Origin of the sequence: Faecalibacterium sp. 3, assembly GCF_048323735.1 — a bacterium.
Classification (GTDB): Bacteria; Bacillota; Clostridia; order Oscillospirales; family Ruminococcaceae; genus Faecalibacterium; species Faecalibacterium wellingii.
Window position 1 is genome coordinate 2,535,076 of record NZ_JBLWFN010000001.1, and the last position, 23,963, is coordinate 2,559,038.

At 57.2% G+C, this 23,963-nt stretch carries 18 protein-coding genes and 1 tRNA gene; 14 read left to right on the top strand and 5 right to left on the bottom strand.

Translation table 11 applies throughout. The features are described 5' to 3' along the window. Positions 1–32: 32 nt before the first annotated feature. The gene (locus ACNSPV_RS11980; RefSeq protein WP_348583229.1) at positions 33–2,561 is read right to left on the bottom strand and encodes a transglycosylase domain-containing protein; all 2,529 of its coding nucleotides are present in this window, start codon (positions 2,559–2,561) and stop codon (positions 33–35) included. A 268-nt stretch (positions 2,562–2,829) separates the two neighbouring features. On the opposite strand from ACNSPV_RS11980, the gene ACNSPV_RS11985 reads away from it, so the two are divergent. Both ACNSPV_RS11985 and ACNSPV_RS11990 read left to right on the top strand, forming a co-directional pair. Next, a complete protein-coding gene (locus ACNSPV_RS11985) occupies positions 2,830–3,204 on the top strand; it encodes a hypothetical protein (RefSeq protein WP_339395130.1) in 375 nt (124 codons plus the stop codon). A gap of 132 nt (positions 3,205–3,336) precedes the next feature. Continuing rightward, the gene (locus ACNSPV_RS11990) at positions 3,337–3,507 is read left to right on the top strand and encodes a hypothetical protein (RefSeq protein ID WP_154255643.1); all 171 of its coding nucleotides are present in this window, start codon (positions 3,337–3,339) and stop codon (positions 3,505–3,507) included. A 70-nt stretch (positions 3,508–3,577) separates the two neighbouring features. Here the strand turns inward: ACNSPV_RS11990 and ACNSPV_RS11995 are convergent, their stop codons facing one another. Next, positions 3,578–5,356: a Na/Pi cotransporter family protein gene (locus tag ACNSPV_RS11995; protein ID WP_249236918.1), complete on the bottom strand. Its 1,779-nt coding sequence runs from the start codon at positions 5,354–5,356 to the stop codon at positions 3,578–3,580. Between the two features lie 701 nt (positions 5,357–6,057). Continuing rightward, entirely contained in the window at positions 6,058–6,507 is a 450-nt protein-coding gene (locus ACNSPV_RS12000; RefSeq protein ID WP_348583227.1) for a CBS domain-containing protein, read from the bottom strand. Between the two features lie 439 nt (positions 6,508–6,946). Between ACNSPV_RS12000 and ACNSPV_RS12005 the strand changes: the two genes are divergently transcribed. Both ACNSPV_RS12005 and ACNSPV_RS12010 read left to right on the top strand, forming a co-directional pair. Then, on the top strand, positions 6,947–7,297 hold the full coding sequence (locus ACNSPV_RS12005; RefSeq protein ID WP_249236920.1) for an Asp23/Gls24 family envelope stress response protein: 351 nt from the start codon (positions 6,947–6,949) through the stop codon (positions 7,295–7,297). Between the two features lie 72 nt (positions 7,298–7,369). Continuing rightward, positions 7,370–9,064, top strand: a complete 1,695-nt coding sequence (locus tag ACNSPV_RS12010) for a DAK2 domain-containing protein (protein WP_339395131.1) — start codon at positions 7,370–7,372, stop codon at positions 9,062–9,064. A gap of 223 nt (positions 9,065–9,287) precedes the next feature. Here the strand turns inward: ACNSPV_RS12010 and ACNSPV_RS12015 are convergent. After that, positions 9,288–9,362 (bottom strand) — tRNA-Gly (locus ACNSPV_RS12015). Between the two features lie 145 nt (positions 9,363–9,507). Here ACNSPV_RS12015 and ACNSPV_RS12020 point away from each other — a divergent pair. The 10 genes from ACNSPV_RS12020 to ACNSPV_RS12065 all read left to right on the top strand — a co-directional run bounded on the left by ACNSPV_RS12020 (position 9,508) and on the right by ACNSPV_RS12065 (position 21,876). After that, positions 9,508–10,203, top strand: coding sequence for a DNA alkylation repair protein (locus tag ACNSPV_RS12020; protein WP_348583225.1), 696 nt, complete (start codon positions 9,508–9,510; stop codon positions 10,201–10,203). A gap of 120 nt (positions 10,204–10,323) precedes the next feature. Further along, a complete protein-coding gene (gene pyrH, locus ACNSPV_RS12025) occupies positions 10,324–11,034 on the top strand; it encodes a UMP kinase (protein ID WP_249236923.1) in 711 nt (236 codons plus the stop codon). 80 nt (positions 11,035–11,114) lie between these two features. After that, positions 11,115–11,669 carry a ribosome recycling factor gene (gene frr, locus ACNSPV_RS12030; RefSeq protein ID WP_249236924.1) on the top strand — a complete coding sequence of 185 codons (555 nt, stop codon included), beginning with the start codon at positions 11,115–11,117 and terminating at the stop codon, positions 11,667–11,669. Positions 11,670–11,780: 111 nt separating this feature from the next. Continuing rightward, positions 11,781–12,494 (top strand): polyprenyl diphosphate synthase, encoded by a 714-nt coding sequence (uppS, locus tag ACNSPV_RS12035; RefSeq protein WP_339395133.1) that lies wholly within the window; start codon positions 11,781–11,783, stop codon positions 12,492–12,494. A gap of 112 nt (positions 12,495–12,606) precedes the next feature. Then, entirely contained in the window at positions 12,607–13,467 is an 861-nt protein-coding gene (locus ACNSPV_RS12040; RefSeq protein ID WP_249236927.1) for a phosphatidate cytidylyltransferase, read from the top strand. Positions 13,468–13,482: 15 nt separating this feature from the next. Then, complete coding sequence (gene dxr, locus ACNSPV_RS12045) at positions 13,483–14,634, top strand: 1-deoxy-D-xylulose-5-phosphate reductoisomerase (protein ID WP_348583222.1); 1,152 nt, start codon at positions 13,483–13,485, stop codon at positions 14,632–14,634. Positions 14,635–14,708: 74 nt separating this feature from the next. Continuing rightward, positions 14,709–15,821, top strand: a complete 1,113-nt coding sequence (locus tag ACNSPV_RS12050; RefSeq protein ID WP_348583221.1) for a M50 family metallopeptidase — start codon at positions 14,709–14,711, stop codon at positions 15,819–15,821. A gap of 16 nt (positions 15,822–15,837) precedes the next feature. Beyond that, the gene (ispG, locus tag ACNSPV_RS12055) at positions 15,838–16,884 is read left to right on the top strand and encodes a flavodoxin-dependent (E)-4-hydroxy-3-methylbut-2-enyl-diphosphate synthase (protein WP_249236932.1); all 1,047 of its coding nucleotides are present in this window, start codon (positions 15,838–15,840) and stop codon (positions 16,882–16,884) included. A 14-nt stretch (positions 16,885–16,898) separates the two neighbouring features. Continuing rightward, positions 16,899–17,513 (top strand): protein adenylyltransferase Fic, encoded by a 615-nt coding sequence (gene fic, locus ACNSPV_RS12060; protein ID WP_348583219.1) that lies wholly within the window; start codon positions 16,899–16,901, stop codon positions 17,511–17,513. Between the two features lie 73 nt (positions 17,514–17,586). Beyond that, on the top strand, positions 17,587–21,876 hold the full coding sequence (locus ACNSPV_RS12065) for a PolC-type DNA polymerase III (protein WP_348583218.1): 4,290 nt from the start codon (positions 17,587–17,589) through the stop codon (positions 21,874–21,876). A gap of 178 nt (positions 21,877–22,054) precedes the next feature. Here ACNSPV_RS12065 and ACNSPV_RS12070 read toward each other — a convergent pair whose 3' ends face one another. After that, positions 22,055–23,662 carry an MBL fold metallo-hydrolase gene (locus ACNSPV_RS12070; RefSeq protein ID WP_348583217.1) on the bottom strand — a complete coding sequence of 536 codons (1,608 nt, stop codon included), beginning with the start codon at positions 23,660–23,662 and terminating at the stop codon, positions 22,055–22,057. Between the last annotated feature and the right edge of the window lie 301 nt (positions 23,663–23,963).

The window sequence follows — 23,963 nt, forward strand, 5'->3', positions numbered from 1 at the left end:
CTTCTGCGTTTTGTTTTCCCGCCGAATACAGATCACTCGGTATCCAGATTACTTGTATCTGCCGGGATGACAGTCTGCTCCGGTGCTGCATCTGCTGCATCTGCTGCAGGCGCAGCGGGTGCTGCCGCATGGGAATAGTTGCAGGCGGCGGGCAGATCATCTGCACGGTAGTAGCCCACGGCCGTGCTGGGGCAGGAACCGCCGGCCAGCAGACCGCTCTGGGTGCAGTAACGGCGCTCCACAACGCCAGCGGAACTGGGGAATGCCTTATAAGGCAGGTCTGCCTGCACTTGTTCCATCAGCGCCTTCCATGCCATAACACAGGTACGGGTCTTTGCCTGCTGCTTGCCAAGGGTCTTGGTCATATCGTAGGGTGCGTCGTAGCCCCACCACACAGCGGTGACATAATACGGCGTGCCGCCCACGAACCACAGATCCTTTTCGTCGCTGGCCGTACCGGTCTTACCAAAGGACTCCATACCGTTGGAATTGGGGTAGCGCCCGCCTGCGGTACCCACGCTGGAGTACAGCACATTCTTCAGCAGGCGGTTCATCACGTAAGCGGTGTCCGGCGTCAGTGCCTGATAGCTGGTAGCATTGTTTTCCAGATAAATGTTGCCATCACGATCCAGCACCCGGGTGTACAGGTGCGGGGTGGTGTACTGGCCATCGTAGAAGATCTGGAATGCAGCCGCCAGAGCCGTGGGCGTAACACCATGGGTCTGGCTGCCCATGACCATCTGGGCAAGGCCCACATCGTTCGCCGGGTCCAGTGTGTTCAGCTGCAGGGTGTTGTAAACAAAGTTGAAGATATTGCTTGCGCCCACCAGATCGCCCACGCGGATTGCGATGGTGTTCAACGAGCGGGCAAGGCCGTTCCACAGCGGGATATCGCTGTGGTCGCCATAATTGCCGCCGTAGTTCCGGGGCCAGCTGCGCCATGCGTTGGGGTAAGCACGCAGCTGCTTGTCCGACAGGCCCATCAAGCCGTTCTTGCGGCAGTAGTCCTCGTCACGGATCACCATGTCCTGCTTCTGGTACAGGGGCGAGTTGTTGAGCATGGTAGACCAGTTCACCAGACCATATTCAATGCCCAGTGCATACGCGCCAATGGGCTTGATGGTAGAACCCGTCTGGCGGGTGACGCTGTAAGCGCGGTTCAGCGAGAGGCTTCTGGTCTTTTCGCCCAGACCACCCACAATGGCGATTACGTTGCCGTCATAGTCCAGCGTGACCATCGCCGCCTGTGTGCGGACGTTGCGATAATAGTAGACCGTGCCGTCATCGCCAGTGCGGGTCTTGGGGGTACCGTCGTCGTTCATCACCTGAACGTCGTCATCGGAAATGGAGGTCACCTCTTCCTCATGCCAGCCCGCCGGGAAATATGCGTCGTTGGCATTCAGCATCAGGTTCTCCATGGCAGACTGCACCTTGGTGTTCACCGTAGCCTCCACGGTAAAGCCGCCGGTGTACAGCAGCTTCTGGGCTTCGGATTCGGAGATGTTCTCCTTGGCCATGATATCCTGCACCAGCTCCGTGAACAGTGCATCGGTAAAATAAGAGGTAACAGAAGAGTTCTTCTTGCTGTCCTCTTCCTCAGCCAGCACCAGCGGCTGGGCAGCTGCATTGCGGTACTCTTCCTCACTGATCACGCCCTGCTGCCACATGTTGTACATGAGGAAGTTGCGGCGGTTGATGAGGTTTTCGGGATTCGTATAGGGGTTGTAGTTGGTGGGGTTCTTGGTGATGGACGCAATGGATGCGCATTCCCACAGGGTCAGCTGGCTGACATCTTTATTAAAGTACTCGTTGGCAGCAGTCTGCACGCCCTGAATAGTACCGGTAAAGCTGATGGTGTTCAGGTACGCTTCCAGAATGGTCTCCTTGGAATAGCTGCGGCTCAGGCAGAGGGCACGATAGATCTCACGCAGCTTGCGCAGTGCGCCATCGATGCCGCTGGCGCTGTTGTCATCGGTCAGGTTTTTGATGAGCTGCTGTTCCAGCGTGGACGCACCCTGCTTGGAGCTGTAGATGGGCAGCAGATACTCATTGATCATTGCGCCGATGGTGCGCTTGAAGTTGACGCCGGGCTCATTGTAGAAATCCTTATCCTCCGTGCAGATGAACGCATACTGCAGGTTGGCAGGGATCTGTTCCAGATCTGCCCACACGCGGTGGCTGTTGGAGGAGCGCAGGGTCGCGTACTCCACCTGTGCACCAGTGTCCGGGTCGGTGGCCATCACCACGCTGGACTGGCTCAGTTCAATGTTATCCAGATCCAGCAAATCGCCGTCATTGGCCGTGGCCTGCACCACGTAATAGACGGCACCCACAGCCAGCAGGCTGCCTGCCATCACGCCCAGACAGAGCAGGGTGGCAATGGTCCGGCCAATGAACCGCAGGAGCGGATGCTTTTTCTTTTCACGGGATTCCTGCAGCTCCTCCGGTTCCCGTCCGGACCGGGGGGCATGCTGAGGTTCCCGGCGGCTGTTGCTCGTATTCACCCTCCGGCCTCTGGGCGCAGCAGGGCGTCCGTTGTCGGAGCGGTTGATCTTCTTCATATTGGAAATAGGAATCGCCTCCTAACATTTCAGGCTGCATTTCAGCGCCGTGCGCTGGTATCTTCCATCCATGCGCACACAGCTGCACACAATACCATATTATAGCACGCACACAGAATGCGGGCAAGAACCAATCTTCGGCCATAACAGGTCTAATCGATTGTAGTATAGCACATCCTGCCATGCAAAGTACAGCATTCCCGTGTGAAAATTGACTGTTCTCCCCTGTTTTTGGGCATACTTGTGCCAGAAGGGAGCGTGTTACCCCATGCGCAAATTGTGTGTCTGCCTGTTTTATGGGCTGTGCGTATTTACCATTGTGTTCAGCCTGTTCTGGATGGCCCTGCCAAAGCTGCGCCTGCCGGTGCCCGATCCCGGCAGCGAAGCCCCGCCCTCCTCTGCAGCAGATCTTGCCGCGCAGGCGCTGCCGGAGCTTGCCGCGCAGAGCTACCGTCTGTGCGACAAAGGCGGACGGGTGGCCGTGTACCGCTGCGGCACCGACGGTCAGCCGGAAGTGCTCATTACCATCACCGGCATCTACACGAATCTCCTGCCGGAGAACGATGCTCTGCGCATCAAGCGCGGCGTGACGGTGTACAGCGAACGGGAATTGGACCTGCTGCTGGAAGACTTGGGAGAGTAAGTGCAATTTGCCTACTTTTATTCCAATTTTATAATCGTTTTTGTTGACATTCCGATATAAAAAACATATAATAGGAATGTAAGGTAAAGTTTTTTAACCCGTTTCAGCAGTTATAAAAGGAAGTGCGTCCTTATGTCAGAACAGATCACCCTCCATTACCAGTGCCGTCTTTGCGGCAAGCAGCTGGACCGCGGCATCCACCTCGGCCCGCCCAGCCCCGGTACCTGCAGCAAAGCTGCCAAGGTGGACGGCTTCCATGGGCCGCACCGCTGGGTCATTGTGTCTCTGCCCAAAAGTGCCTGAGCACTCCATTTCACTGTGATGCAAAAAGGACCTCCGGATGCTTCTCCGGAGGTCCTTTTCTCATTCAGGTTCAGGCTTCCATTTCTTCCAGCGGAACAAGGTAGGTCTTGCGGCACTCCTCGTATTCCAGCATGTAGTCCTTGGTGGGATTGTGATGCATGATGCTCTTGAGGGTATGGGAGTCGTAGTCCTCACTGGCATCCATGCCAATAAGACGCGCGGCAATATTCGAGCAGTGATCCGAGATGCGCTCTGCATTGTTCAGCACATCCAGAAACACAACGCCGGTGTCAATGGAGCACACGCCGTCCTTCAGGCGCAGGATGTGCTGGTCGCGCAGGCGCTCTGCCATCACATCGATCACCTCTTCCAGCGGTTCCACCTGAGCCGCCATGCGCATATCGTTGTTGTCAAAGGCATCGTTGGTCAGGGTCAGGATGCGTTCCAGTGCATTTTCCAGCAGCAGCAGCTCCTTGGTGGCACTCTCACTGAACGAAGCTTCCTTCTCTTCCAGCTCCTCTGCCTTTTCCATGATGTTCACCGCATAGTCACCAATGCGCTCGAACTCAGTAACAAAGTTCAGCAGCTCCGTCACAGTGTGGCTCTCGTCGTCGCCCAGCTCCTGATCGGTCATTTTGATCAGGTAGTTGGAGATTGCCACCTCCATCCGGTCGATCAGGTTCTCACGCACACGGATGGCGCTGACCGTATCCTCGTCCATTTTCAGCAGCAGCGGTGCGGCCAGATTCACATTGCGGGCAGCACGGCGGGACATCTTGACCACAGCGCTCTTGGCCTGCTGCAGGGCAACCGCAGGGCTCTTGAACAGGCGCTCGTCCAGCACCGGCATGCTCAGCTCCTGTGCTTCCTCGGCACTGTCCGGCACAGTGAGCATGGCCAGCTTGGACAGCACACCGCTGCAGGGCAGGAACAGCAGCATGGCGCACACGCTGGAAAGGGTGTGGATGTTTGCGATGGTGCTCTTGTTCATCACGTCGTTCCACATGGGGATGCCAACGGTGAACTGCACCGCATACACCAGTGCCAGCAGGATCACACTGCCGATGATGTTGAAGTACAGGTGGATCAGTGCAGCGCGCTTACCGTCCTTGGAGGAGCCGCCGATGGTCAGCAGCGGCGTGAACGCCGTGCCGATGTGGGCACCCAGAATGATAGGGATGGCCGAGCTGAAGGTGACAAGGCCGGTGCTGGACAACGCCTGCAGGATACCCACCGATGCAGAGGAGGACTGGATGACCACCGTGACCACCACGCCCACCAGAATGCCCAGAATGGGATTCGTCATAGTAACGAACAAATTCTGGAACACGGCACTCTCACGCAGGGGAGCCACACCGGTGTCCATCAGGCTCATGCCGGTAAACAGGATGCCGAAGCCCAGCATGATCTGGCCGATGTTCTTCTTTTTGGCACTGCGCAGAAACACATAAAAAATGCAGCCAATAAACGCCACCACCGGTGCAAAGGTCTTAGGCTGGATCAGGGTCAGCCAGAGGCTGTCGCCGGAGATGTCCGCCATGCGGATCAGCTGACCGGTAACAGTCGTACCAATGTTTGCACCCATGATGACGCCTACGGACTGCGTAAGGGTCATGATGCCGGAGTTGACCAGACCGACACAGATCACGACCGTGCCGGCCGAGGACTGAATGACACCCGTGATCAGGGTGCCGAAAATAACTGCTTTGAGCGTAGAGGAGGTCAGTTTTTGCAGCACGCCCTGCATTTTGCCGCCAGCCAGCTTTTCCAGACCAGCGCCCATAATGGACATGCCGTACAGAAACAGCGCAATTCCACCCAACAGAGAGGTAATGTGTGTGATATCCATAACGATACTCCTAAAAAATGATCTTCCTTTTGATCCTTGTCCATCTGCCCTGCCCGCACACCGGGCCTGCTTTATCTGGCAGATGCCGCGGTCTGCCGCTCTGCTGCACAGAACAGCGCACAATGACCGCGCTTGGATTTATTATATCATTTTTTATCCCGTCACAACAAGGTTTATTTTACAAGAAAATCACTTTTTCTACACATTTTTCCGTCTCTTAATAGTTTCGCTCTTTCTTTTTTCAATTATTTTACATTGATTTTACATTAAAGCCGTAAACGACTGTAGTCGCTCCATACACAGAAGTTGTTTTTTGCAGGAAGAGTATACCGATTGGCCCGAGTTATCCGGCCCGGCAAGGCGGTTTTCCGTATCACAAGGGAACGCAGCTTCTTACTCTGCCAGTTCCTCCATGGCTTCCCGCACGGTATCTGCCGAGAACAGGAACGCTCCGCTGCCGCTGTATACTTCCACATGGCTTCCTACATAACGCATTTCAAAATCCTTCATAGGGGTTCCCTCCCATATCCGTTTTTTGCAGATTTTTGGAACCTTTTTGGTTCCATGGCTGTATTATCGCACAGTTCAGGTACCATAAACCGGATTTTCAAAGTTTTTCAGAACAAAGACCGCCCTGTTCCTTCAGCCGAACAGGGCGGTCTCCTACATATTATAATATAGCGTGACGCAGCTTTCCTTTCTCAATGGGCTGCCGCATATTCCAAAATGTGTTTTTCCTCGTGCTGCTCAGCACGGGTCTTATCGTAGCAATACCGGATGATGGCCTGCCGCCGCACGATGCCGATGAAGATGCCCCGGTCATCCACCACCGGCACAAAGTTCTGGTTCATAGCCGCTTCGATCAGCTGATCCATGCTGGTGGTCACGGTGACGGCCTTGTAGTCCCGTTTGTGGGGAAAAGCGGAAATGGGCACATCCTCAGCCGCTTCCAGATCCAGCCCGTGGTATTTTTTCAGGCCCCAGAGGATATCGCCCTCGGTCAGAGTGCCCACATATTTGCCCTGACGGTTGAGCACCGGAATGGAGGCGTAGCGGTTATTCTCCCACTTTTCCAGTGTCTGCCGAAGGGTGAAATCGTCGTAAACGTACATCAGATCCTGCTTGGGGGAAAGGAAGAACAGAATATTCATGACAACAGCTCCTAAACATTGATCCATGCGCCGTGCGCAAAAAATAACGCAGTCCATCCGCACAAGCGGGAACCCTGCGCCGCGGTCCCTATCCTTGATTCTATTTTAGCACTTTTTCATAGTCAGATAAAGCATTCCCTTCCATCTTTTATAATTTTTTAACAGATTGTTTGCTTTCTTTCGTCATACTTTCGTGTTTGATAAAAAAGCGGCTCACGTTCAGCATCTTAGCATCGGCCTCCTGCGAAACAGCCCGAACTCTGCAAAAGCCGCAAAAAACTGTGCAAAAAGTGGATATCCCAGCAATTAGAACTGTACAACCGTCCCCGGAAGTTGTATAATAAGGTGGGTGTTTCTCGGTGCAGCATGTGCAGATGCCTGCTGTACCCCAGACCTTGAATGTGTTTTACGAAAACGAACATAAAGGAGCAGAGCGACTATGATCACTTCCCGTTTCCCTCTGGGGGATGTCAGCTTTACGTCCGGGTACTTTGCTACTCTGGTAGGTGAAGCAGCCAAACAGTGTTACGGCGTTGCCGCAATGGCACCCCGTGATATGACCGATGCCGTCAAGAGCATGGTGCACGGTTCCGATTACCCGGAAAAGGGTGTCCGTGTCACGCAGGAGGATGGCCGTCTGGTGATCGAACTGCACATTGCCGTGAGCTACGGCCTGAATATCTCCACAGCCGCCCGCAGCATCTCCCACCGCGTCAAGGACGAGGTGGAGCATTCTACCGGCCTGAAGGTGGCACGCGTTGTGGTCTCCGTAGACGATGTGATCGCCTGATTTTTGTCTGACCATCCCAGGGTGTGTCTGAAAGCGCCGGGCTTTTCCGGCAAGTACAAGGAGTAAAAAAGAATGATTTCTGGTAAGATTTTGCGTGACGCCATTATCTCTGGCGCCAACAACATCAACAATCAGCGTTCCCGTGTGGACGAGCTGAACGTTTTCCCTGTTCCCGATGGCGATACCGGCACCAACATGGGCATGACCGTGGGTGCTTCCGTGCGCGAGCTGGAGGCTCTGGACGACAGCTGCACTGTGGGCGAGGCCTCCAAGACCGCTGCTTCTGCCATGCTGCGCGGCGCACGCGGCAACTCCGGCGTTATCACCAGCCTGCTGTTCCGCGGTTTCTCCAAGGCTCTGGAAGGCAAGAAGGAAGCTACCGCCGCCGACATCGTCGAGGCTCTGAAGAAGGGCGTTGAGGGTGCCTACAAGGCCGTCATGAAGCCCACCGAGGGCACCATCCTCACCGTGGCCCGCGTTGCCTCCGAGGAAGCCGCTGCCTGCGGTGCTGAGGATGTGCCGGCCCTGTGGGATGTGGTGATGGCCGCCGGCCAGAAGGCTCTGGAGGACACCCCCAACCTGCTGCCCGTGCTGAAAAAGGCCGGCGTTGTGGATGCCGGCGGTCAGGGCATCATGGTCATCTTCGAGGGCATGGGCAAGGTGTTCCACGGTGAAGGCATCGTGGCTGGCGGCGAAGCTGCCCCCAATAAGGCAAAGCTGTCCACCGAGAACGCCGGCAAGGGCGTGTTCACCGACGACCTGATGAAGGTGGAAGACATCAAGAACGGCTACTGCACCCAGTTCCTCATCAACAAGTATGAGGGCGCAAGCGCCGCAAAGATGCGTGCCTTTGCAGAATCCAACGGCGACAGCGTGGTGTGCATTGAGGATGATGACGTCATCAATCTGCACGTTCACACTGCCGACCCCGGCAAGATCCTGAGCGAGGCCATCAAGTATGGCTACCTGACCAACTTTAAAATCGAGAACATGCACGAGCAGTTCCTGGCCCGCCAGAAGCAGGGCAAGAGCCTGGAAAAGCAGGCTTCTGCCGAGAAGGCTCCTTCCCAGTCCAGCGAGTTCATTTATGCTGCCGTGGACCCCAGCCGTGACTACGGCTTTGTGGCTGTTGCTGCCGGTGAGGGCCTGAAGGCTGTGTTCACCGATCTGTCTGCGGACGCGGTCGTTTCCGGCGGTCAGACCATGAACCCCGCCACCGAGGACATCCTTGCAGCCATCCAGAGTGTGCCCGCCAAGACCGTGTTCGTGCTGCCCAACAACAAGAACATCATCATGGCTGCTGAGCAGGCCCAGAAGCTGGCCGACCGTCAGGTGGTCGTTCTGCCCACCCGCACCGTGCCCATGGGCATTACCGCCATGCTGAACTTTGATCCCTCTGTGAACGCCGAGACCAACACCATCAACATGATGGCTGCTGCCGATAAGGTGTCCACAGGCCTGATCACCTACGCAGCCCGCGACAGTGAGTACGACGGCAAGCGCATCCGGAAGGGCGAGATCATGGCGCTGGAGAATGGCAAGATCGTCTCCACCTCCAACGACATCACCAAGGCCACCTATCGTCTGGCACGCAGCATGTGCAAGAAGGATTCCAGCTTTGTCACCATCATCTCCGGCTGCGATGTCAGCGATGAGGATGCCGAGAAGGTCACCGAGATCGTAAAGGCAAAGTGCCCCAATCACGTGGAGGTCAGCCACATCCGCGGCGGCCAGCCCGTTTACTATTATATGATCAGCGTGGAGTAAAAACTCCTTCTATTTCCATCGCAAAAGCGGAGCTTTCCCCTTTTGCCATATCTGGGATCGAGAAAAAATCGAGCCGGGAAGCTGCTGGAAGGCAGCCGCCCGGCTCTTTTCTTTTTGGATTTCGCAAGGGCTTTTTGACTTTCAAAATCCGAAGTGAGGCCAAAAGTGGGGTCAGAGTATAAAGAAAGACGCTGGTTCTGAACGAACCAGCGTCTCTTCTGCATGGAGCGGGCAATGGGAATCGAACCCACCTCCTCAGCTTGGAAGGCTGATATACTAGCCGATGTACGATGCCCGCATTTACGAACGATATTATAGCATGTTCCGGCGCAAATGTCCAGCCCAATTTTTGCGTGTTCCTTAAAGCACCGGAAAAGAATTCCGGAACGGCCTTGCTTTTCCATACGGCTCTGCTACAATAGAATAGAATGGAGGGAGAGAGGATGGAGCCGGAAGCAGAAATCATTCGTGCGCAGCTGTTTGCCTTGCAGGATGAAGCATACCGCACCTTTCACAGTGCGTTGATGCCCACCGTTCCGCCGGAAACGGTGATCGGCGTGCGCGTTCCGGCTCTGCGCAGGCTGGCAAAACAGCTCGCGGGCACAGCGCAGGCAGAGGTGTTTTTACAGGCCCTGCCGCATGGATACTACGAAGAGAACAACCTCCATGCGTTCCTGATCGAGCTCATCCGGGACTATGACAGGGCGCTGGCTGAAACGGAAGCTTTCCTGCCCTACATCAACAACTGGGCCACCTGCGACTGCTTCTGTCCCAAAGCGTTTGCAAAGCACAAGAAGGAGCTGCTGGTGCCCATTCGCCGCTGGCTGGATTCGGGTGAGGTGTACACCGTGCGCTATGGCATGGAGATGCTGATGCGCTATTATCTGGATGATGCATTCCGGCCGGAATATCTGGAATGGGTGGCCGATGTGCGCAGCACGGAATACTACATCAATATGATGCGGGCATGGTATTTCGCCACGGCACTGGCAAAGCAGCCGGATGCCGCGCTGCCGTGGCTCACAGAAAAGCGGCTGGATCTGTGGACCCACAACAAAGCTATCCAGAAAGCGGTGGAAAGCCGCCGCATTCCGCCCGGAATGAAGCAGCTGCTGCGCGGTCTGCGCAGCCGTTCATAAAAGCTTCCGGATTTCCGCGCAGATTTCCTGTTTACTTTATTCAGGTTTTATTGTAAAATATACTTGAATAACAATGCCGGGCATAGACCCGACGGAATATAAACAGGTGGTGTTTGGATTATGGCATTGAAATATCAGCGTATCCTTCTGAAAATCAGCGGCGAAGCACTGGGCGGCGAAAAGGGCATGGGTTTTGACGAACCCACCATGGACGCGATCTGCGGCGGCGTGAAGAAAGCACACGAGCTGGGCGTGCAGATCGGCATCGTGGTTGGCGGCGGCAACTTCTGGCGCGGCCGTTCCAGCGGCAAAATGGAGCGCACTCTGGCCGATAAGATCGGCATGCTGGCAACGGTGATGAATGCACTGGCTGTCTCCGACAAGCTGGAGCAGCTGGGTGTCCCCACCGAGGTGTTCACCTCCATCACGATGCCGCAGGTGGCACAGCCCTTTACGCGCAAGGAGGCCCTGCGCGCCATGGACGAGGGCAAGATCGCCGTGTTCGGCGGCGGCACCGGCAACCCGTTCTTCTCTACCGACACGGCTACCGCTCTGCGCGCTGTGGAAGTGAGCGCGGATGTAATGTTCAAGGCTACCATGGTGGATGGCGTCTACGATAAGGACCCCCACAAGTACCCGGATGCAAAGAAGTACGATACCCTTACCTTTACCAAGGTGCTGGAGGATCAGCTGGCTGTCATGGACGGCACTGCAGCGACCCTGTGCCGCGACAATAAGCTGCCCATCCTCGTGTTTGATCTGGCCGATCCGGACAACATTGCCCGTGCCGTGCAGGGCGAGAATGTGGGCACGCTGGTTTACGAGGGCTGAGAAGCCCGCAGCAGACATACATTATAGGGGCAGTGCTCTGCGCACCGCCCTGAGATAAAAAGGAACAGGAGACTACCACAATGAGCAGCAACACCAAGGTTTACGAAGAAAAGATGAAGAGCTCGGTCGAGCATCTCAGCCGCGAGCTGGCCGCTGTGCGCGCAGGCCGCGCAAACCCCGCTGTGCTGGATAAGGTCAGCGTGGACTACTACGGTGCCCCCACGCCCATCCAGCAGGTGGCATCTGTGGCTGTTGCCGAGGCACGCACCCTGACCATCACTCCCTGGGACCGCACCCTGCTGCGCCCCATCAGCAAGGCCATCATGGCAAGCGATGTGGGCATCACCCCCATCGATGACGGCTCCACCATCCGGCTGAACTTCCCTGCTCCCACCGAGGAGCGCCGCAAGCAGCTGGCCAAGGAGGTCTCCAAGCTGGGTGAGGATGCAAAGGTCGCCGTGCGCAACATCCGCCGCGAGGCAATGGACAAGGCCAAGGCAATGAAGAAGGCCGGCGAGCTGACCGAGGACAGCCAGAAGACCATGGAAGAGGATGTCCAGAAGCTGACCGACAAGTATATCAAGAACATTGATGCTGCAGTGGAAGAGAAGCAGAAGGAGATCATGTCCGTCTGATCGGCTGCATAAAGTCAAAAAGAACGCAAGGTGCCGTGCGCTGGTGAGGAGTTATGCTTCTGTGGTGCGCGGCACTTTTGTTGGAGGCGGTCTGACCGCCGGGAGGAAGGAATGGAGCATCCGAAAGAGTTTGCCGAGGGGCTTTCCATCGGCATCATTATGGATGGCAATGGCCGCTGGGCAAAAAACCGGGGCCTGCCCCGTACTGCGGGCCACAAAAAAGGCGCAGAGGTCTTCAGCGATATTGCCGACTACTGTGACGAACTGGGCGTTTCGTCGGTGTACTTCTATGCGTTTTCCACCGAGAACTGGAAGCGCCCGCTGGAAGAAGTCAACGCCATTATGCGGCTGTTCGGCGAATATCTGCTGAAAGGCTTTGACTATAAGAACCGCAACATCCGCATCAAATTCATGGGTGACCGCACCGTACTGGACCCGAAGCTGCAGGCTCTGATGGATCAGCTGGAAGCGGATTCCTCGGTCAAGACCGGCATGACTCTGAACATCGCCATCAACTACGGCGGCCGCCCGGAGATCGTGCGCGCTGCGCAGCGTCTGGCTGCAAGAGCAGCGGCCGGTGAGATCCGTCCGGAAGAGATCACCGAGCAGATGCTCAGCGACGCGATGTATACAGAAGGCCAGAAGGACCCGGACTTTATCCTGCGCCCCAGCGGAGAGAAGCGGCTTTCCAATTTTATGCTGTGGCAGGCAGCCTATTCCGAACTGGTGGAAATGGACGTTCTGTGGCCAGATTTCACCCGCAGCGATCTGGACGCCGCCATTGAGGAATTCAACCATCGTTCCCGCCGGTTTGGCGGACTGTAAACCCAAGACCTCCTGCACGCGGTGCAGGGACCGGACGGCCCGGCGGCTTTGCCGGAGCCAAACTTAATCCAGAGGGGTGCGGCACCCGACCGGTGAAAAGGAGATCCAATCTATGAAAACACGTGTTATTACTGCGATCGTGGGCATCATCGTACTGATCGGCGTGATGTTCACCTTCAACACCCTGATCTTTAATCTGGTCATCGCGGCCATTACGCTGATCGCCATCCACGAGATCTACAGCGCCCTCGGCTTTGAAAAGAAGGACTGGCTGATGTATGCGGTTCTGGTGCCGTATACACTGCTGGTCATGACGAGCAACTATCAGGTCATGCGGCGGCTGGTGATGCCGATGTCCTTTCTGCTGGTCACGTTTTACGCCATCTATCTGGTGGTGCGCAACGGCACCATCAGCTATCAGAAGGCCAGCGGCCTGCTGATGTTCTCCGGCATCGTGATCTTCTGCTTCTATTCCTTTATCCGGCTCAAGGAGTTGCTGCCGGTGGAGCAGTACGGCTATGATGCGGTGTTCTTTATCCTGCTCATCCTCTGCTTTGCCTGGGGCGGCGATACCTGTGCCTACTTTGCAGGCCGTGCCTTTGGCAAGCATAAGCTCTGCCCGGTGGTCAGCCCCAAAAAGACCGTGGAGGGTGCCATTGGCGGCGTTCTGGGCACCATGGTGTTCGGTGTGATCATCACGCTGGTGTACTCGGTGGCAGCAAACCGGATGGAAGCCTTCACCCGCTCCAACATTGGCGTTTCCATGTATGTGATCATTGCGCTGCTGGGCTGCGTAGCTGCGGTGCTGGGCATTTATGGCGACCTGTTTGCCAGTGTGGTCAAGCGCCAGTGCGGTATCAAGGATTACGGCACCATCTTCCCGGGCCACGGCGGCATTCTGGATCGTTTTGACAGTGTGATGTTCATTGCGCCCTTTGTGACCATGGTCATTACGGCGGTGTTCTACTATTAAGGGAGGGAATGTGTGATGTCAAAAAGAATCACGCTGCTGGGTTCTACCGGCTCTATCGGCACCCAGAGTCTGGATGTGATCCGGGCTCAGGGGTACGAGGTGTTCGGCCTTTCCGCCCACAGCCACGTGGATAAAATTCTGCAGCAGATCGAGGAGTTCCATCCGCGTTATGTCTGCATGACCGATCCGGATGCAGCCCGCAGGCTGGATGCGGAACTTTCCGGTCGTGCAGATGCACCCCGGCTGCTGGTAGGGCCGGAGGGGCTCAAGCAGCTGGCCGCACTGGACGGCACCGATGTGGTGCTGAACAGCGTGGTGGGCATTGCGGGTCTGGGTGCCAGCCTGTGCGCCATTGAAAGCGGCCATGATCTGGCGCTTGCCAACAAGGAGAGCCTTGTCACCGGCGGCCATCTGGTCACACAGGCTGTGGCGAAGCATGGTGTAAAGCTGCTGCCGGTGGACAGCGAGCACTCTGCCATTTTCCAGTGCCTGCAGGATAAGGAGAGCGCCCCCAGCCTGACCAAGATCCTGCTCACGGCTTCCGGCGGGCCCTTCTTCGGGATGAAGACCGAGGAGCTGCGCGGCAAGACCAAAGCTGACGCCCTCAAGCACCCCAACTGGAACATGGGTGCAAAGATCACCATTGACTCTGCCACACTGATGAACAAGGGTCTGGAGTTGATCGAGGCCGTATGGCTGTTCGGCCTGCCGCCGGAAAAGATTCAGATCGTTGTCCAGCGCCAGAGCATCGTGCACTCGGCGGTGCAGTTCAGCGACAACTCAGTGATCGCACAGCTGGGCGTGCCGGATATGCGCATTCCCATCCAGTACGCCCTCACCTACCCCAAGCGGGTGCCGGGCGTCGTGCCGGAACTGGACTTTGCCGCGCTGAAGGTGCTCACCTTTGATGTGGCGGACGACGAGACCTTCCGGTGTCTTGCCGCCTGCAAAAAGGCCATCCGGAAGGGCGGCCTGGGCCCCTGCGCCGCCAACGGTGCCAACGAGGAAGCCGTCAGACTCTTCCTTGAGGACAAGATCGGTTTCCTCGACATTGGCCGCCTGGTGGAGGCAGTCGTGGACAGCGACAGCTTTGGCGGGGACTATACCCTCAGCGATGTGTACGAGTGTGACCGCATGGCGCGGGAATTTGTAAGAGCGCACTTATAAAAACCCTCTCAGCCTCACTGCGTTCGGCAGCTCTGACTGAGAGGGGTTCCGACTTTTCAGCTTTAGGAGACGCAATGTCAATTTTCATTACCCTGATCGCCGCACTGATCGTGTTCAGCGCGGTGATCGCCATACACGAGTTCGGGCACTTTGCGGTGGCAAAGCTCTGCGGCATTCAGGTCAACGAGTTTTCCATCGGCATGGGTCCGGCTCTGTGGAAGAAGATCTATAAGGGCACTCAGTACAGCCTGCGTGCATTGCCGGTAGGCGGCTATGTGGCGCTGGAGGGCGAGGAAAGCCCCGAGAGCCAGCAGGCCGAAGCAGCCCGTGACGAGCGGGAAGCAGAGACCGCAAGCCCCATCCCGCCGGAGCAGCGCACCGGCATCCCTTTGAACGATGCCCCGGTATGGCAGCGTGCCTTGGTGATGGCGGCAGGTGCCTTCATGAATTTTGTGCTGGGCTTTGTGGTGCTGGTCATTCTTGTGGCAGCGCAGGAAGGCCCCATCACCAGCAGGGTCATCTACTCCATTGAGGGCAGCGCCCTCTGCGGTCAGACCGGCCTGCAGGCGGGCGATGAGATCGTTGCCGTGAACGGCAGGCGCTGCTTTGTGGCCAACGACATCCTTTATGAGCTGGTGCGCACCGAACAGTACCGCGCCCGGTTCACCGTGAAGCGGGATGGCCAGAAGGTGGAGCTGCCGGACGTGCAGTTCGACACCTGGCAGGACGAGGACGGCCAGACCCATATGAGCCTCGGCTTTACGGTATACGGCATCCCGAAAACACCGCTCCATGTGCTGAGCGAAGCGTGGAACAGCACCCTGTACTATGGGCACATCGCGTTCACCTCCCTGACAGATCTTGTGCGCGGACGGGAAAGCATCAACAACCTCTCCGGCCCGGTGGGGATCGTGACCGCCATCGGTCAGGCGGCAAGCTACGGCTGGCAGGACCTGCTGGAGCTGCTGGCGCTTATCACCATCAATCTGGGCGTGTTCAATCTGCTGCCCTTCCCTGCGCTGGACGGCGGCAAGGTCGTATTTTTGGTCATTGAGGGCATCACGGGCCATGCGGTGCCGGAAAAGCTGCAGAGCTGGCTGACACTTGCAGCCTTTGCACTGCTGTTCGGTCTGATGCTCTTTGCAACCTACAATGATATCATCCGGCTTTTGACCGGTGCAATGTAAACGAAAGGGGAACCCTATGCGGCAATTAAAGCGGGAAGTAAAGATCGGCAATGTGACCATCGGCGGCAAGAATCCTGTTGCGGTGCAGACGATGCTCAATGTGCCGGTGGAGGATATTGAGGGCAATGTGGCTCAGGCAAAACGGTGCGAAGCTGCCGGCTGCCAGATCCTGCGGGTGACCTGCCCCAGCCCGGCAGATGCAAAGTGCATCGAAGCCGTCAAGAATGCGGTGAACATCCCCATCGTGGCAGACATCCACTTTGACTACAAGGCGGCTCTGGCCTGCGCGGACGTGGGTGTGGACAAGATCCGCATCAACCCCGGCAACATTGGCGACGACGACCGGGTGAAGGCGGTGGTGGATGCCTGCCAGCAGAAGAACATTCCCATCCGCATCGGTGTGAACGGCGGCAGTCTGGAAAAGCATATCCTTGCCAAATATGGCGCCCCCACCCCGGAAGCCATGGTGGAGAGCGCACTGTACCATGTGCGCCTGCTGGAAAAATTCGATTTCAACAACATCGTCATTTCCATCAAGAACTCCAATGTGCCCCGCATGATGGAGGCCTACCGCCAGCTCAGTGCAGTTACAGATTACCCGCTCCATGTGGGCGTCACCGAAGCAGGCACCTATCAGATGGGTCTGCTCAAGAGCGGCATGGGCATCGGCGGGATGCTGCTGGAAGGCATCGGCGATACCATCCGTGTCTCGCTGGCGGCAGAGCCGGAAAAGGAAGTAGAAGCCGGCTACAACATCCTGCGTGCTGTAGGCTTCCCGGTGGCGGGCCCGGAGGTCATCACCTGCCCCACCTGCGGCCGCACCCAGTATCCCTGCACCCAGATCGCCAACGAGGTGGAAAAGCGGCTGCAGGGCTGCAAAAAATCCATCAAGGTGGCCGTGATGGGCTGCGTGGTCAACGGCCCCGGTGAAGCCCGCGAAGCAGACATCGGCATTGCCGGCGGCAAGGGCGAGGCGGTGCTGTTCATCCACGGCAAACCCATCAAAAAGCTGACCGGAGACAACATTCTGGATCAGTTCATGGATGAGATCTATAAACTGTAAAGTGGGAGAATGCTATGGCACTGCAAAATAAACTGGGCCTGACCGATGAACTGGAGCTTGCCCGTGAAGAGGAAAGGATCAGCAAACAAAAGGCGCTGGCTCTGTATGATACGGGTTTGCTGGATACTTTTCCGGTAGGAACATTTGCAGGCCTTGCAATGATCCATAAATATCTGTTTGAAGATATCTACGAATTTGCCGGTCAGATGCGCACCGTAAACATCGCAAAGGGAAATTTCCGCTTTGCACCGGTTATGTATCTGCGCCCGGCACTGGAAAGCATTGACCGGATGCCGCAGTCCACGTTTGATGAAATTATTGAAAAATATGTGGAAATGAACGTGGCGCACCCTTTCCGGGAAGGCAATGGCCGCAGTACCCGTATCTGGCTGGACTGCATCCTGAAAAAAGAACTGCATCAGGTGGTGGATTGGAGCCGCGTGGATAAAAGCGACTATCTAATGGCCATGGAGCGCAGTCCGGTGAAAGATCTGGAAATCAAGGTACTGCTGCATAAAGCACTGACGGAACAGATCAATGACCGTCAGGTGTATATGAAGGGTATTGATGCAAGCTATCATTATGAGGGCTACCAGATTTTCAGAACAGAGGAACTTGCAAAGAAATAAAACCACATTTTTGCTGCCACACCTGCAAAAAACGGGTGCGGCAGTTTGTGCTGTATAAAAAGGAGTACCATTTGTGACACCACTCGTATCCAACCTGTGGCCGCAGTTCATGGTGGACCCGGCATTTGCGGCCTGCTTCGGGCAGGTCATTGTGGAGCATGCGCAGATGCTGCGGCAGGAGCGGCAGGTCATCTTTACCCTGCGCAGCGGTGCGCCGCTGGACAAAGATCTCTGTGCCCGGCTGCTGGCATCCCTGCAGCCGGACTATGAAGGCTTTGAGCTGCGTATCCAGAACCTGTTTGGCTATGCCATGCTGGATGAAACCGCTCTGCGCGGCCTGATGGACGAAATGAAGCGGGACGGCGTGCCCATCAACGGCTTTCTGGACCGGTGCACCATCCAGATCGTTGGCCAGAAAATCACCATCGGCGTGTGCCATGGCACAAAATTTTTGCAGGAGATGCACTTTGAAAAGCTGCTTGCCGAGCGCATTGCGGCGCACACCGGGGTAACGCCGCAGGTAACACTGCAGAGCACCGTGAGTGAGGCGGAGCAGCATCAGCTGGAGGAAAAACTGGAGCGCAAGATCGCGCCGCCGGTGGTCAAGTTCGAGAAAAAGAACACCGCACCGTCCATCAAGGTGGATGGTCTGGATCTGACCGATAAGCCTGTCACCATTTTCCATGGCAAAATGTTCACCCCCAAGAACCTCACCCCGCTGAAGGATCTGGGCGGTGAGGGCGGCAAGTGCGTCATCTGGGGCGATGTATTCTTCTCGGAGGTCAAAGGCAACTACCGCAAGATCTACACCGTGTCCATCACCGACTATCAGGGCTCCATCAACCTGAAGATCCGTGCGCAGGAAGGTGAGGATTGCTCCAAGTGGGAGAGCCTTGGCAAGGGCACCACCCTCATCGTGCGCGGCGACTGCTCCTACGACAAGTACGAGCACGATTATATCGTCTATCCCTACGATGTGCTCATCGTGGAGCGCAAAAAGCGAGAGGATACCGCACCGGAGAAGCGGGTGGAGCTGCATCTGCACACCAAGCTTTCCAGCATGGACGGCTTCTGCGACCCCGGCGGCATCGTTAAGCTGGCCCACCGCATGGGACATCCGGCCATTGCCATCACCGACCACGGTGTGTGTCAGGGCTATCCGGAAGCCATGCTGGCAGCGGACGATATCCATAAATCCGATCCGGATTTCAAGTTGATCTATGGATGCGAAGCCTACTTTGTGGACGACATGATCCCCTGCGTGTACGGCGTGAAGGATCAGCCGCTGGACGGGGAGTTCTGTGTCTTTGATACCGAGACCACCGGCCTTGACCCGGGCGTGGAGTATATGACCGAGATCGGTGCCGTCATCGTGAAAAACGGCGAAGTGGTGGAGGAATTTGACACCTTTGTCAAGCCCGGCAAGCCCATCACTCCCAAGATCACCGAGCTGACCGGCATCACCAACGAAATGGTGGCGGATGCTCCCGGCGAAAAGGAAGCGCTGGAAGCCTTCCTCAAATTTGCGGGAGACCGCATCCTTGTGGGCCACAACGTCCACGCCTTTGATATGCGTTTCCTGCGCGCCGCCGCCAAGCGCAGCGGCATCAGGCTGGAGCCGACCTATATCGACACCCTGACCATGGCGCAGGCCATGTACCCCGGCCTGCACAATTACAAGCAGGGCACCATCAACAAGCATCTGGAGCTGCCTGCCTACGAGGCCCACCGTGCCTGTGAGGACTCTGCCGCGCTGGGCCGTATCTTTGGTGTCATGCTGAAGGATCTGGAAGAAAAGCAGGTAGCCAAGGTCAGTGAGATCAACACCGGCCTTGGCGGCAACCGTGAGGTGCTGAAAAAGAAGTATTACCACCTCATCATTCTGGTCAAGAACCAGATGGGCCTGAAAAATCTGTACAAGATCGTCAGCGAAGCCCATGTGAACTACTTTTTCAAAAAGCCCCGGGTGCCCCGGAGCCTTTTGAACAAATACCGGGACGGCCTGCTGCTCACTTCCGCCTGCGAAGCCGGCGAGCTGTACCGCGCCATCGTGGATGGCACCAGCTACGAGGAACTGAAAAAGATCGCCGCCTACTACGACATCCTTGAGATCCAGCCGCTGGGCAACAACGCCTACATGGTGCGGGACGGCAAGGTGGACAGCGAAGAGGACATCAAAAACTTCAACCGCACGGTCATCAAGCTGGGCGAGGACCTGCACAAGCCGGTCATTGCCACTGGCGACGTGCACTTTACTGAGCCGGAGGATGCGGCGTACCGTGCCGTGCTGCAGGCGGGCAACGGCTTCAAGGATGCGGACAACCAGCCGCCCCTGTTCTTCCGCACCACGCAGGATATGCTGGCACAGTTCTACTACCTGCCCAAGGAAAAAGCCTACGAGGTGGTGGTGAAGAACCCCCGCAAGATCGCGGCAATGATCGACAACAATGTTCGTGCCATCCCGCGCGGCACCTACCCGCCCAGCATCGAGGGCGCAGAGCAGCAGCTGCGCGATGCTACGTGGGAACACGCCAAGCGTGATTACGGCGATCCCCTGCCCGAGATCGTGGAGAAGCGGCTGCAGAAGGAGCTGGACTCCATCTGCGGCCATGGCTACGCCGTGCTGTACGTCATTGCGGTCAAGCTGGTGGCCTACTCCAACGCGGGCGGCTATCAGGTGGGCAGCCGTGGTTCGGTCGGCTCATCGGCCGTGGCCCATTTCTCCGGCATCTCGGAGGTGAACAGCCTGCCGCCCCACTATCGCTGCCCCAAGTGCAAACACAGCGAGTTCATCACCGATGGCAGCGTGGATGACGGCTTTGACCTGCCGGATAAAAACTGCCCCCACTGCGGCACCCGGATGCTGGTGGACGGCCACGACATCCCCTTCGAGACCTTCCTCGGCTTCTACGGCGACAAGGAGCCGGATATCGACCTGAACTTTTCCGGCGAGTACCAGTCCAACGTGCACCGCTACACCGAGGAGCTGTTCGGCAAAGCCAATGTGTTCAAGGCAGGCACCGTATCCGGCATTCAGGACAAGACCGCCTACGGCTATGTGAAAAAGTATCTGGACGAGCGCGGCCGCACGGTGAACCACGCCGAGGAGAACCGCCTGACTCTGGGCTGCACCGGCGTCAAGCGCACCACGGGCCAGCACCCCGGCGGCATGGTCGTTGTGCCGGACACCTACGAGATCTACGATTTCTGCCCCATCCAGCATCCGGCGGATGATGTGGCGGGCGGCCTGCTGACCACCCACTTCGAGTTCAAGTATCTGCACGACACCCTGCTCAAGCTGGACGAGCTGGGCCACGATATGCCCACCTTCTACAAGTATTTTGAGGAGTACACCGGTATCCCCATCGACAGCATCCCCATGAACGACCCCAAGGTGTACAGCCTGCTGACCAGCCCGGAAGCGCTGGGCGTGACCCCGGAACAGATCGACAGCCAGACCGGCACCTTCGGCATCCCGGAAATGGGTACCAACTTCGTGCGCGGTATGCTGGTGGAGGCACGCCCCAAGAACTTTTCCGAACTGATCCAGATCTCGGGCCTGTCCCACGGCACCGATGTGTGGACCGGCAACGCGGACGAGCTGATCCGCAGCGGCACCTGCACCATTGCGGAGGTCATTGGCTGCCGTGACAGCATCATGCTGTACCTGCTGCGCAAGGGTCTGGAACCCAAGATGGCCTTTGATATCATGGAGGCTGTGCGTAAGGGCAAGGTAGCCAAGGGCGGTTTCAAAGATGGCTGGGAGGAAGCCATGCGGGAGCACGAGGTGCCGGACTGGTACATCGAGAGCTGCCGCAAGATCAAGTATATGTTCCCCAAGGCCCATGCTGTGGCCTACCTGATGTCGGCCATCCGCCTGATGTGGTTCAAGATCTACCGCCCGCCGGAGTTCTATGCCGTGTACTTTACCGTGCGCGGCGATGATATCGACTACGAGGCCGCGGTGGGCGGCGCGGCAGTGGCCCGTGCCCACATGGAGGAGGTCAAGCGCCGCCTGAAGGAAGAGAAGAACGCCAAGGACGAGGATGTGCTGGTCAGCCTGCAGCTCGTCAACGAGATGCTGGTGCGCGGCTACGAGTTTTTGCCCATTGAGCTGGGCAAGAGCCGCGGCTCCAAGTATGTGGTGGAGGACGGCAAGGTGCGCCTGCCTTTCTCTTCGCTGAAGGGTCTTGGCGGTGCTGCCGCCGAAGCGCTGGAACGTGCCACCATCCATGGCGAAGAGTATATCTCGGTGGAGGAGCTGCAGCAGGCGTCCGGCGTCGGCAGCAGCATTCTGGACCGCCTGCGACAGGTGGGCGCTCTGGGCGATCTGCCGGAAAGCAGTCAGGTGAGCTTTTTCTGAAAGACGCCACAAAATAATATACCCCCGGAGCAGGCAGAGCAGAGCCAGAACTCTGCACGCTCCGGGGGTATTTTTATGTCAGGGAAGAACGTTCACGGGCTGGGCAGACACCGGTTTGCACAAAAAATTCGCCGTTTCTTTGTGGAAACGGCGAACATTGTTCTTGTATTGTTTTGCCTTATCGATCCCACTTGTCGCACAGGGCGTTGATCTGGTCGGCAAACTTTGCCAGATCCTTGTTGGCACCACCCTCGTTGTGCTCAATGACACGCAGCAGGCGCTTGCCGGCACTGACCAGCCGCTGGAACACGCTGGCGGCACGGCTCTGGCCTTCGGATGCCTTGTGCTCAATGCGCACCCGGGAGCCCTCCTGCAGACAGACAGCACCCTCGGCACCAATGGCCCACTGTGCCCCGTTGTAGGGTGCGCAGGCGGTAAAGCCCTGTTCGGTCAAGGTCTCCACAAAGTGATCCTCGGTCTCGTCGTCGCCGTGCATCACAAAGACCCGCTTCGGCTTCTGCTCAAAGGCACCCACCCAGCGCAGCAGGCCCTCCCTGTCCGCATGGCCGGACATTCCGGTGAGCTGGCAGATCTCCGCCTGTACCTCAATGGGCTCACCAAACAGCTTGACGTTGACTGCGCCATCAATGAGGGTGCGGCCCAGCGTGCCCACCGCCTGATAGCCCACGAACAGGATCGTGCACTCCGGACGCCACAGGTTATGCTTGAGGTGATGGCGGATGCGGCCCGCTTCGCACATGCCGCTGGCCGAGAGGATGACCTTGGGCACACGGTCTGCGTTGATCATACGGGATTCATCACTGGTCACGGTCACCCGCAGGCCCGGAAGTGCAATGGGGTCGATGCCTTTTGCCAGCATGGCCCGGGTCTCTTCGTCAAAGCACTCCATGTCGGTATCCCGGAAGATCCGCGTTGCTTCAATGGCAAGCGGGCTGTCGATGTACACCGGGAAATTGCCGTGGCCTTTGACCAGCCCTTTTTCCTTGATCTCACGGATAAAGTAGAGCATCTCCTGCGTGCGGCCCACCGCAAAGCTGGGAATGACCACATTGCCGCCGCGGTCAAAGGTGCGCTGCAGGATCTTTGCCAGCTCGTTCACATAATCCGGCTTTGGACCGTGGCTGCGGTCGCCATAGGTGGACTCCATAAAGACATAGTCCGCCTCTTTGATGTAGGTGGGGTCCCTGATGATGGGCTGGTCCGTATTGCCGATATCGCCGGAGAACACCAGTTTTGTGGTATTTTCGCCCTCGGTGATCCACAGCTCGATGCTGGCCGAGCCCAGCAGATGGCCCACATCCACAAAGCGCGCCTCAATGCCCGGCGCCAGCTCCACGCGCTGTTCATAGTTTACTCCCCTGAACAGCTTCATGGCCGCTTCGGCATCCTGTACGGTATACATGGGCTCCACCGGCTCTGCACCGGAACGCTGGCCCTTGCGGTTTTTCCATTCGGCTTCAAATTCCTGAATATGGGCCGAGTCCCGCAGCATGATGCCGCACAGCTCCACCGTAGGGTTCGTAGCATAGATGTTGCCCCGGAAGCCGTTGCGCACCAGCAGCGGCAGCATGCCGGTATGGTCGATATGGGCATGGGTAGCCAGCACCCAGTCGATTTCCCCGGGAGCAACCGGGATGGGTTGATTTTCGTAGACATCCTTGCCCTGCTCCATGCCGCAGTCGATCAGAAAGCGCCGTCCGGCCGCTTCGATCAGCGTACAGCTGCCGGTGACCTCATGGTTCGCGCCCAGAAACGTGATCTTCATAAAAACACCTCCGGTTTTGCAGCATTTTATCGGTACTTCTCCGGGCTGAGGGCCGGGAGTTTTCCCAGCGAATGATCCGAGGGTGGGACCCTGTTGCCCGCAGGGCAATAGGGCGGGAGCTGGAAGCCCCGAAATTTCGCGGGAAAAGCCCCCGGCTCGCAACCCCGTTCTCCGCATTTTGCTTTTGCACCCTTAGTATAGCATATTTTCAAGGAACACGCCGCACAAATCACGCCGCTTTTCTCGGGCATTCTGCCGAAAGACTGAAAAAATTTTTATACAATCTTGACAAACCACCCTC

Coding starts and splice junctions, on each gene's coding strand:
- ACNSPV_RS11980 (WP_348583229.1), bottom strand. CDS start 2,561: ATGAAGAAGATCAACCGCTCCGACAACGGACGCCCTGCTGCGCCCAGA.
- ACNSPV_RS11985 (WP_339395130.1), top strand. CDS start 2,830: ATGCGCAAATTGTGTGTCTGCCTGTTTTATGGGCTGTGCGTATTTACC.
- ACNSPV_RS11990 (WP_154255643.1), top strand. CDS start 3,337: ATGTCAGAACAGATCACCCTCCATTACCAGTGCCGTCTTTGCGGCAAG.
- ACNSPV_RS11995 (WP_249236918.1), bottom strand. CDS start 5,356: ATGGATATCACACACATTACCTCTCTGTTGGGTGGAATTGCGCTGTTT.
- ACNSPV_RS12000 (WP_348583227.1), bottom strand. CDS start 6,507: ATGAATATTCTGTTCTTCCTTTCCCCCAAGCAGGATCTGATGTACGTT.
- ACNSPV_RS12005 (WP_249236920.1), top strand. CDS start 6,947: ATGATCACTTCCCGTTTCCCTCTGGGGGATGTCAGCTTTACGTCCGGG.
- ACNSPV_RS12010 (WP_339395131.1), top strand. CDS start 7,370: ATGATTTCTGGTAAGATTTTGCGTGACGCCATTATCTCTGGCGCCAAC.
- ACNSPV_RS12020 (WP_348583225.1), top strand. CDS start 9,508: ATGGAGCCGGAAGCAGAAATCATTCGTGCGCAGCTGTTTGCCTTGCAG.
- pyrH (WP_249236923.1), top strand. CDS start 10,324: ATGGCATTGAAATATCAGCGTATCCTTCTGAAAATCAGCGGCGAAGCA.
- frr (WP_249236924.1), top strand. CDS start 11,115: ATGAGCAGCAACACCAAGGTTTACGAAGAAAAGATGAAGAGCTCGGTC.
- uppS (WP_339395133.1), top strand. CDS start 11,781: ATGGAGCATCCGAAAGAGTTTGCCGAGGGGCTTTCCATCGGCATCATT.
- ACNSPV_RS12040 (WP_249236927.1), top strand. CDS start 12,607: ATGAAAACACGTGTTATTACTGCGATCGTGGGCATCATCGTACTGATC.
- dxr (WP_348583222.1), top strand. CDS start 13,483: ATGTCAAAAAGAATCACGCTGCTGGGTTCTACCGGCTCTATCGGCACC.
- ACNSPV_RS12050 (WP_348583221.1), top strand. CDS start 14,709: ATGTCAATTTTCATTACCCTGATCGCCGCACTGATCGTGTTCAGCGCG.
- ispG (WP_249236932.1), top strand. CDS start 15,838: ATGCGGCAATTAAAGCGGGAAGTAAAGATCGGCAATGTGACCATCGGC.
- fic (WP_348583219.1), top strand. CDS start 16,899: ATGGCACTGCAAAATAAACTGGGCCTGACCGATGAACTGGAGCTTGCC.
- ACNSPV_RS12070 (WP_348583217.1), bottom strand. CDS start 23,662: ATGAAGATCACGTTTCTGGGCGCGAACCATGAGGTCACCGGCAGCTGT.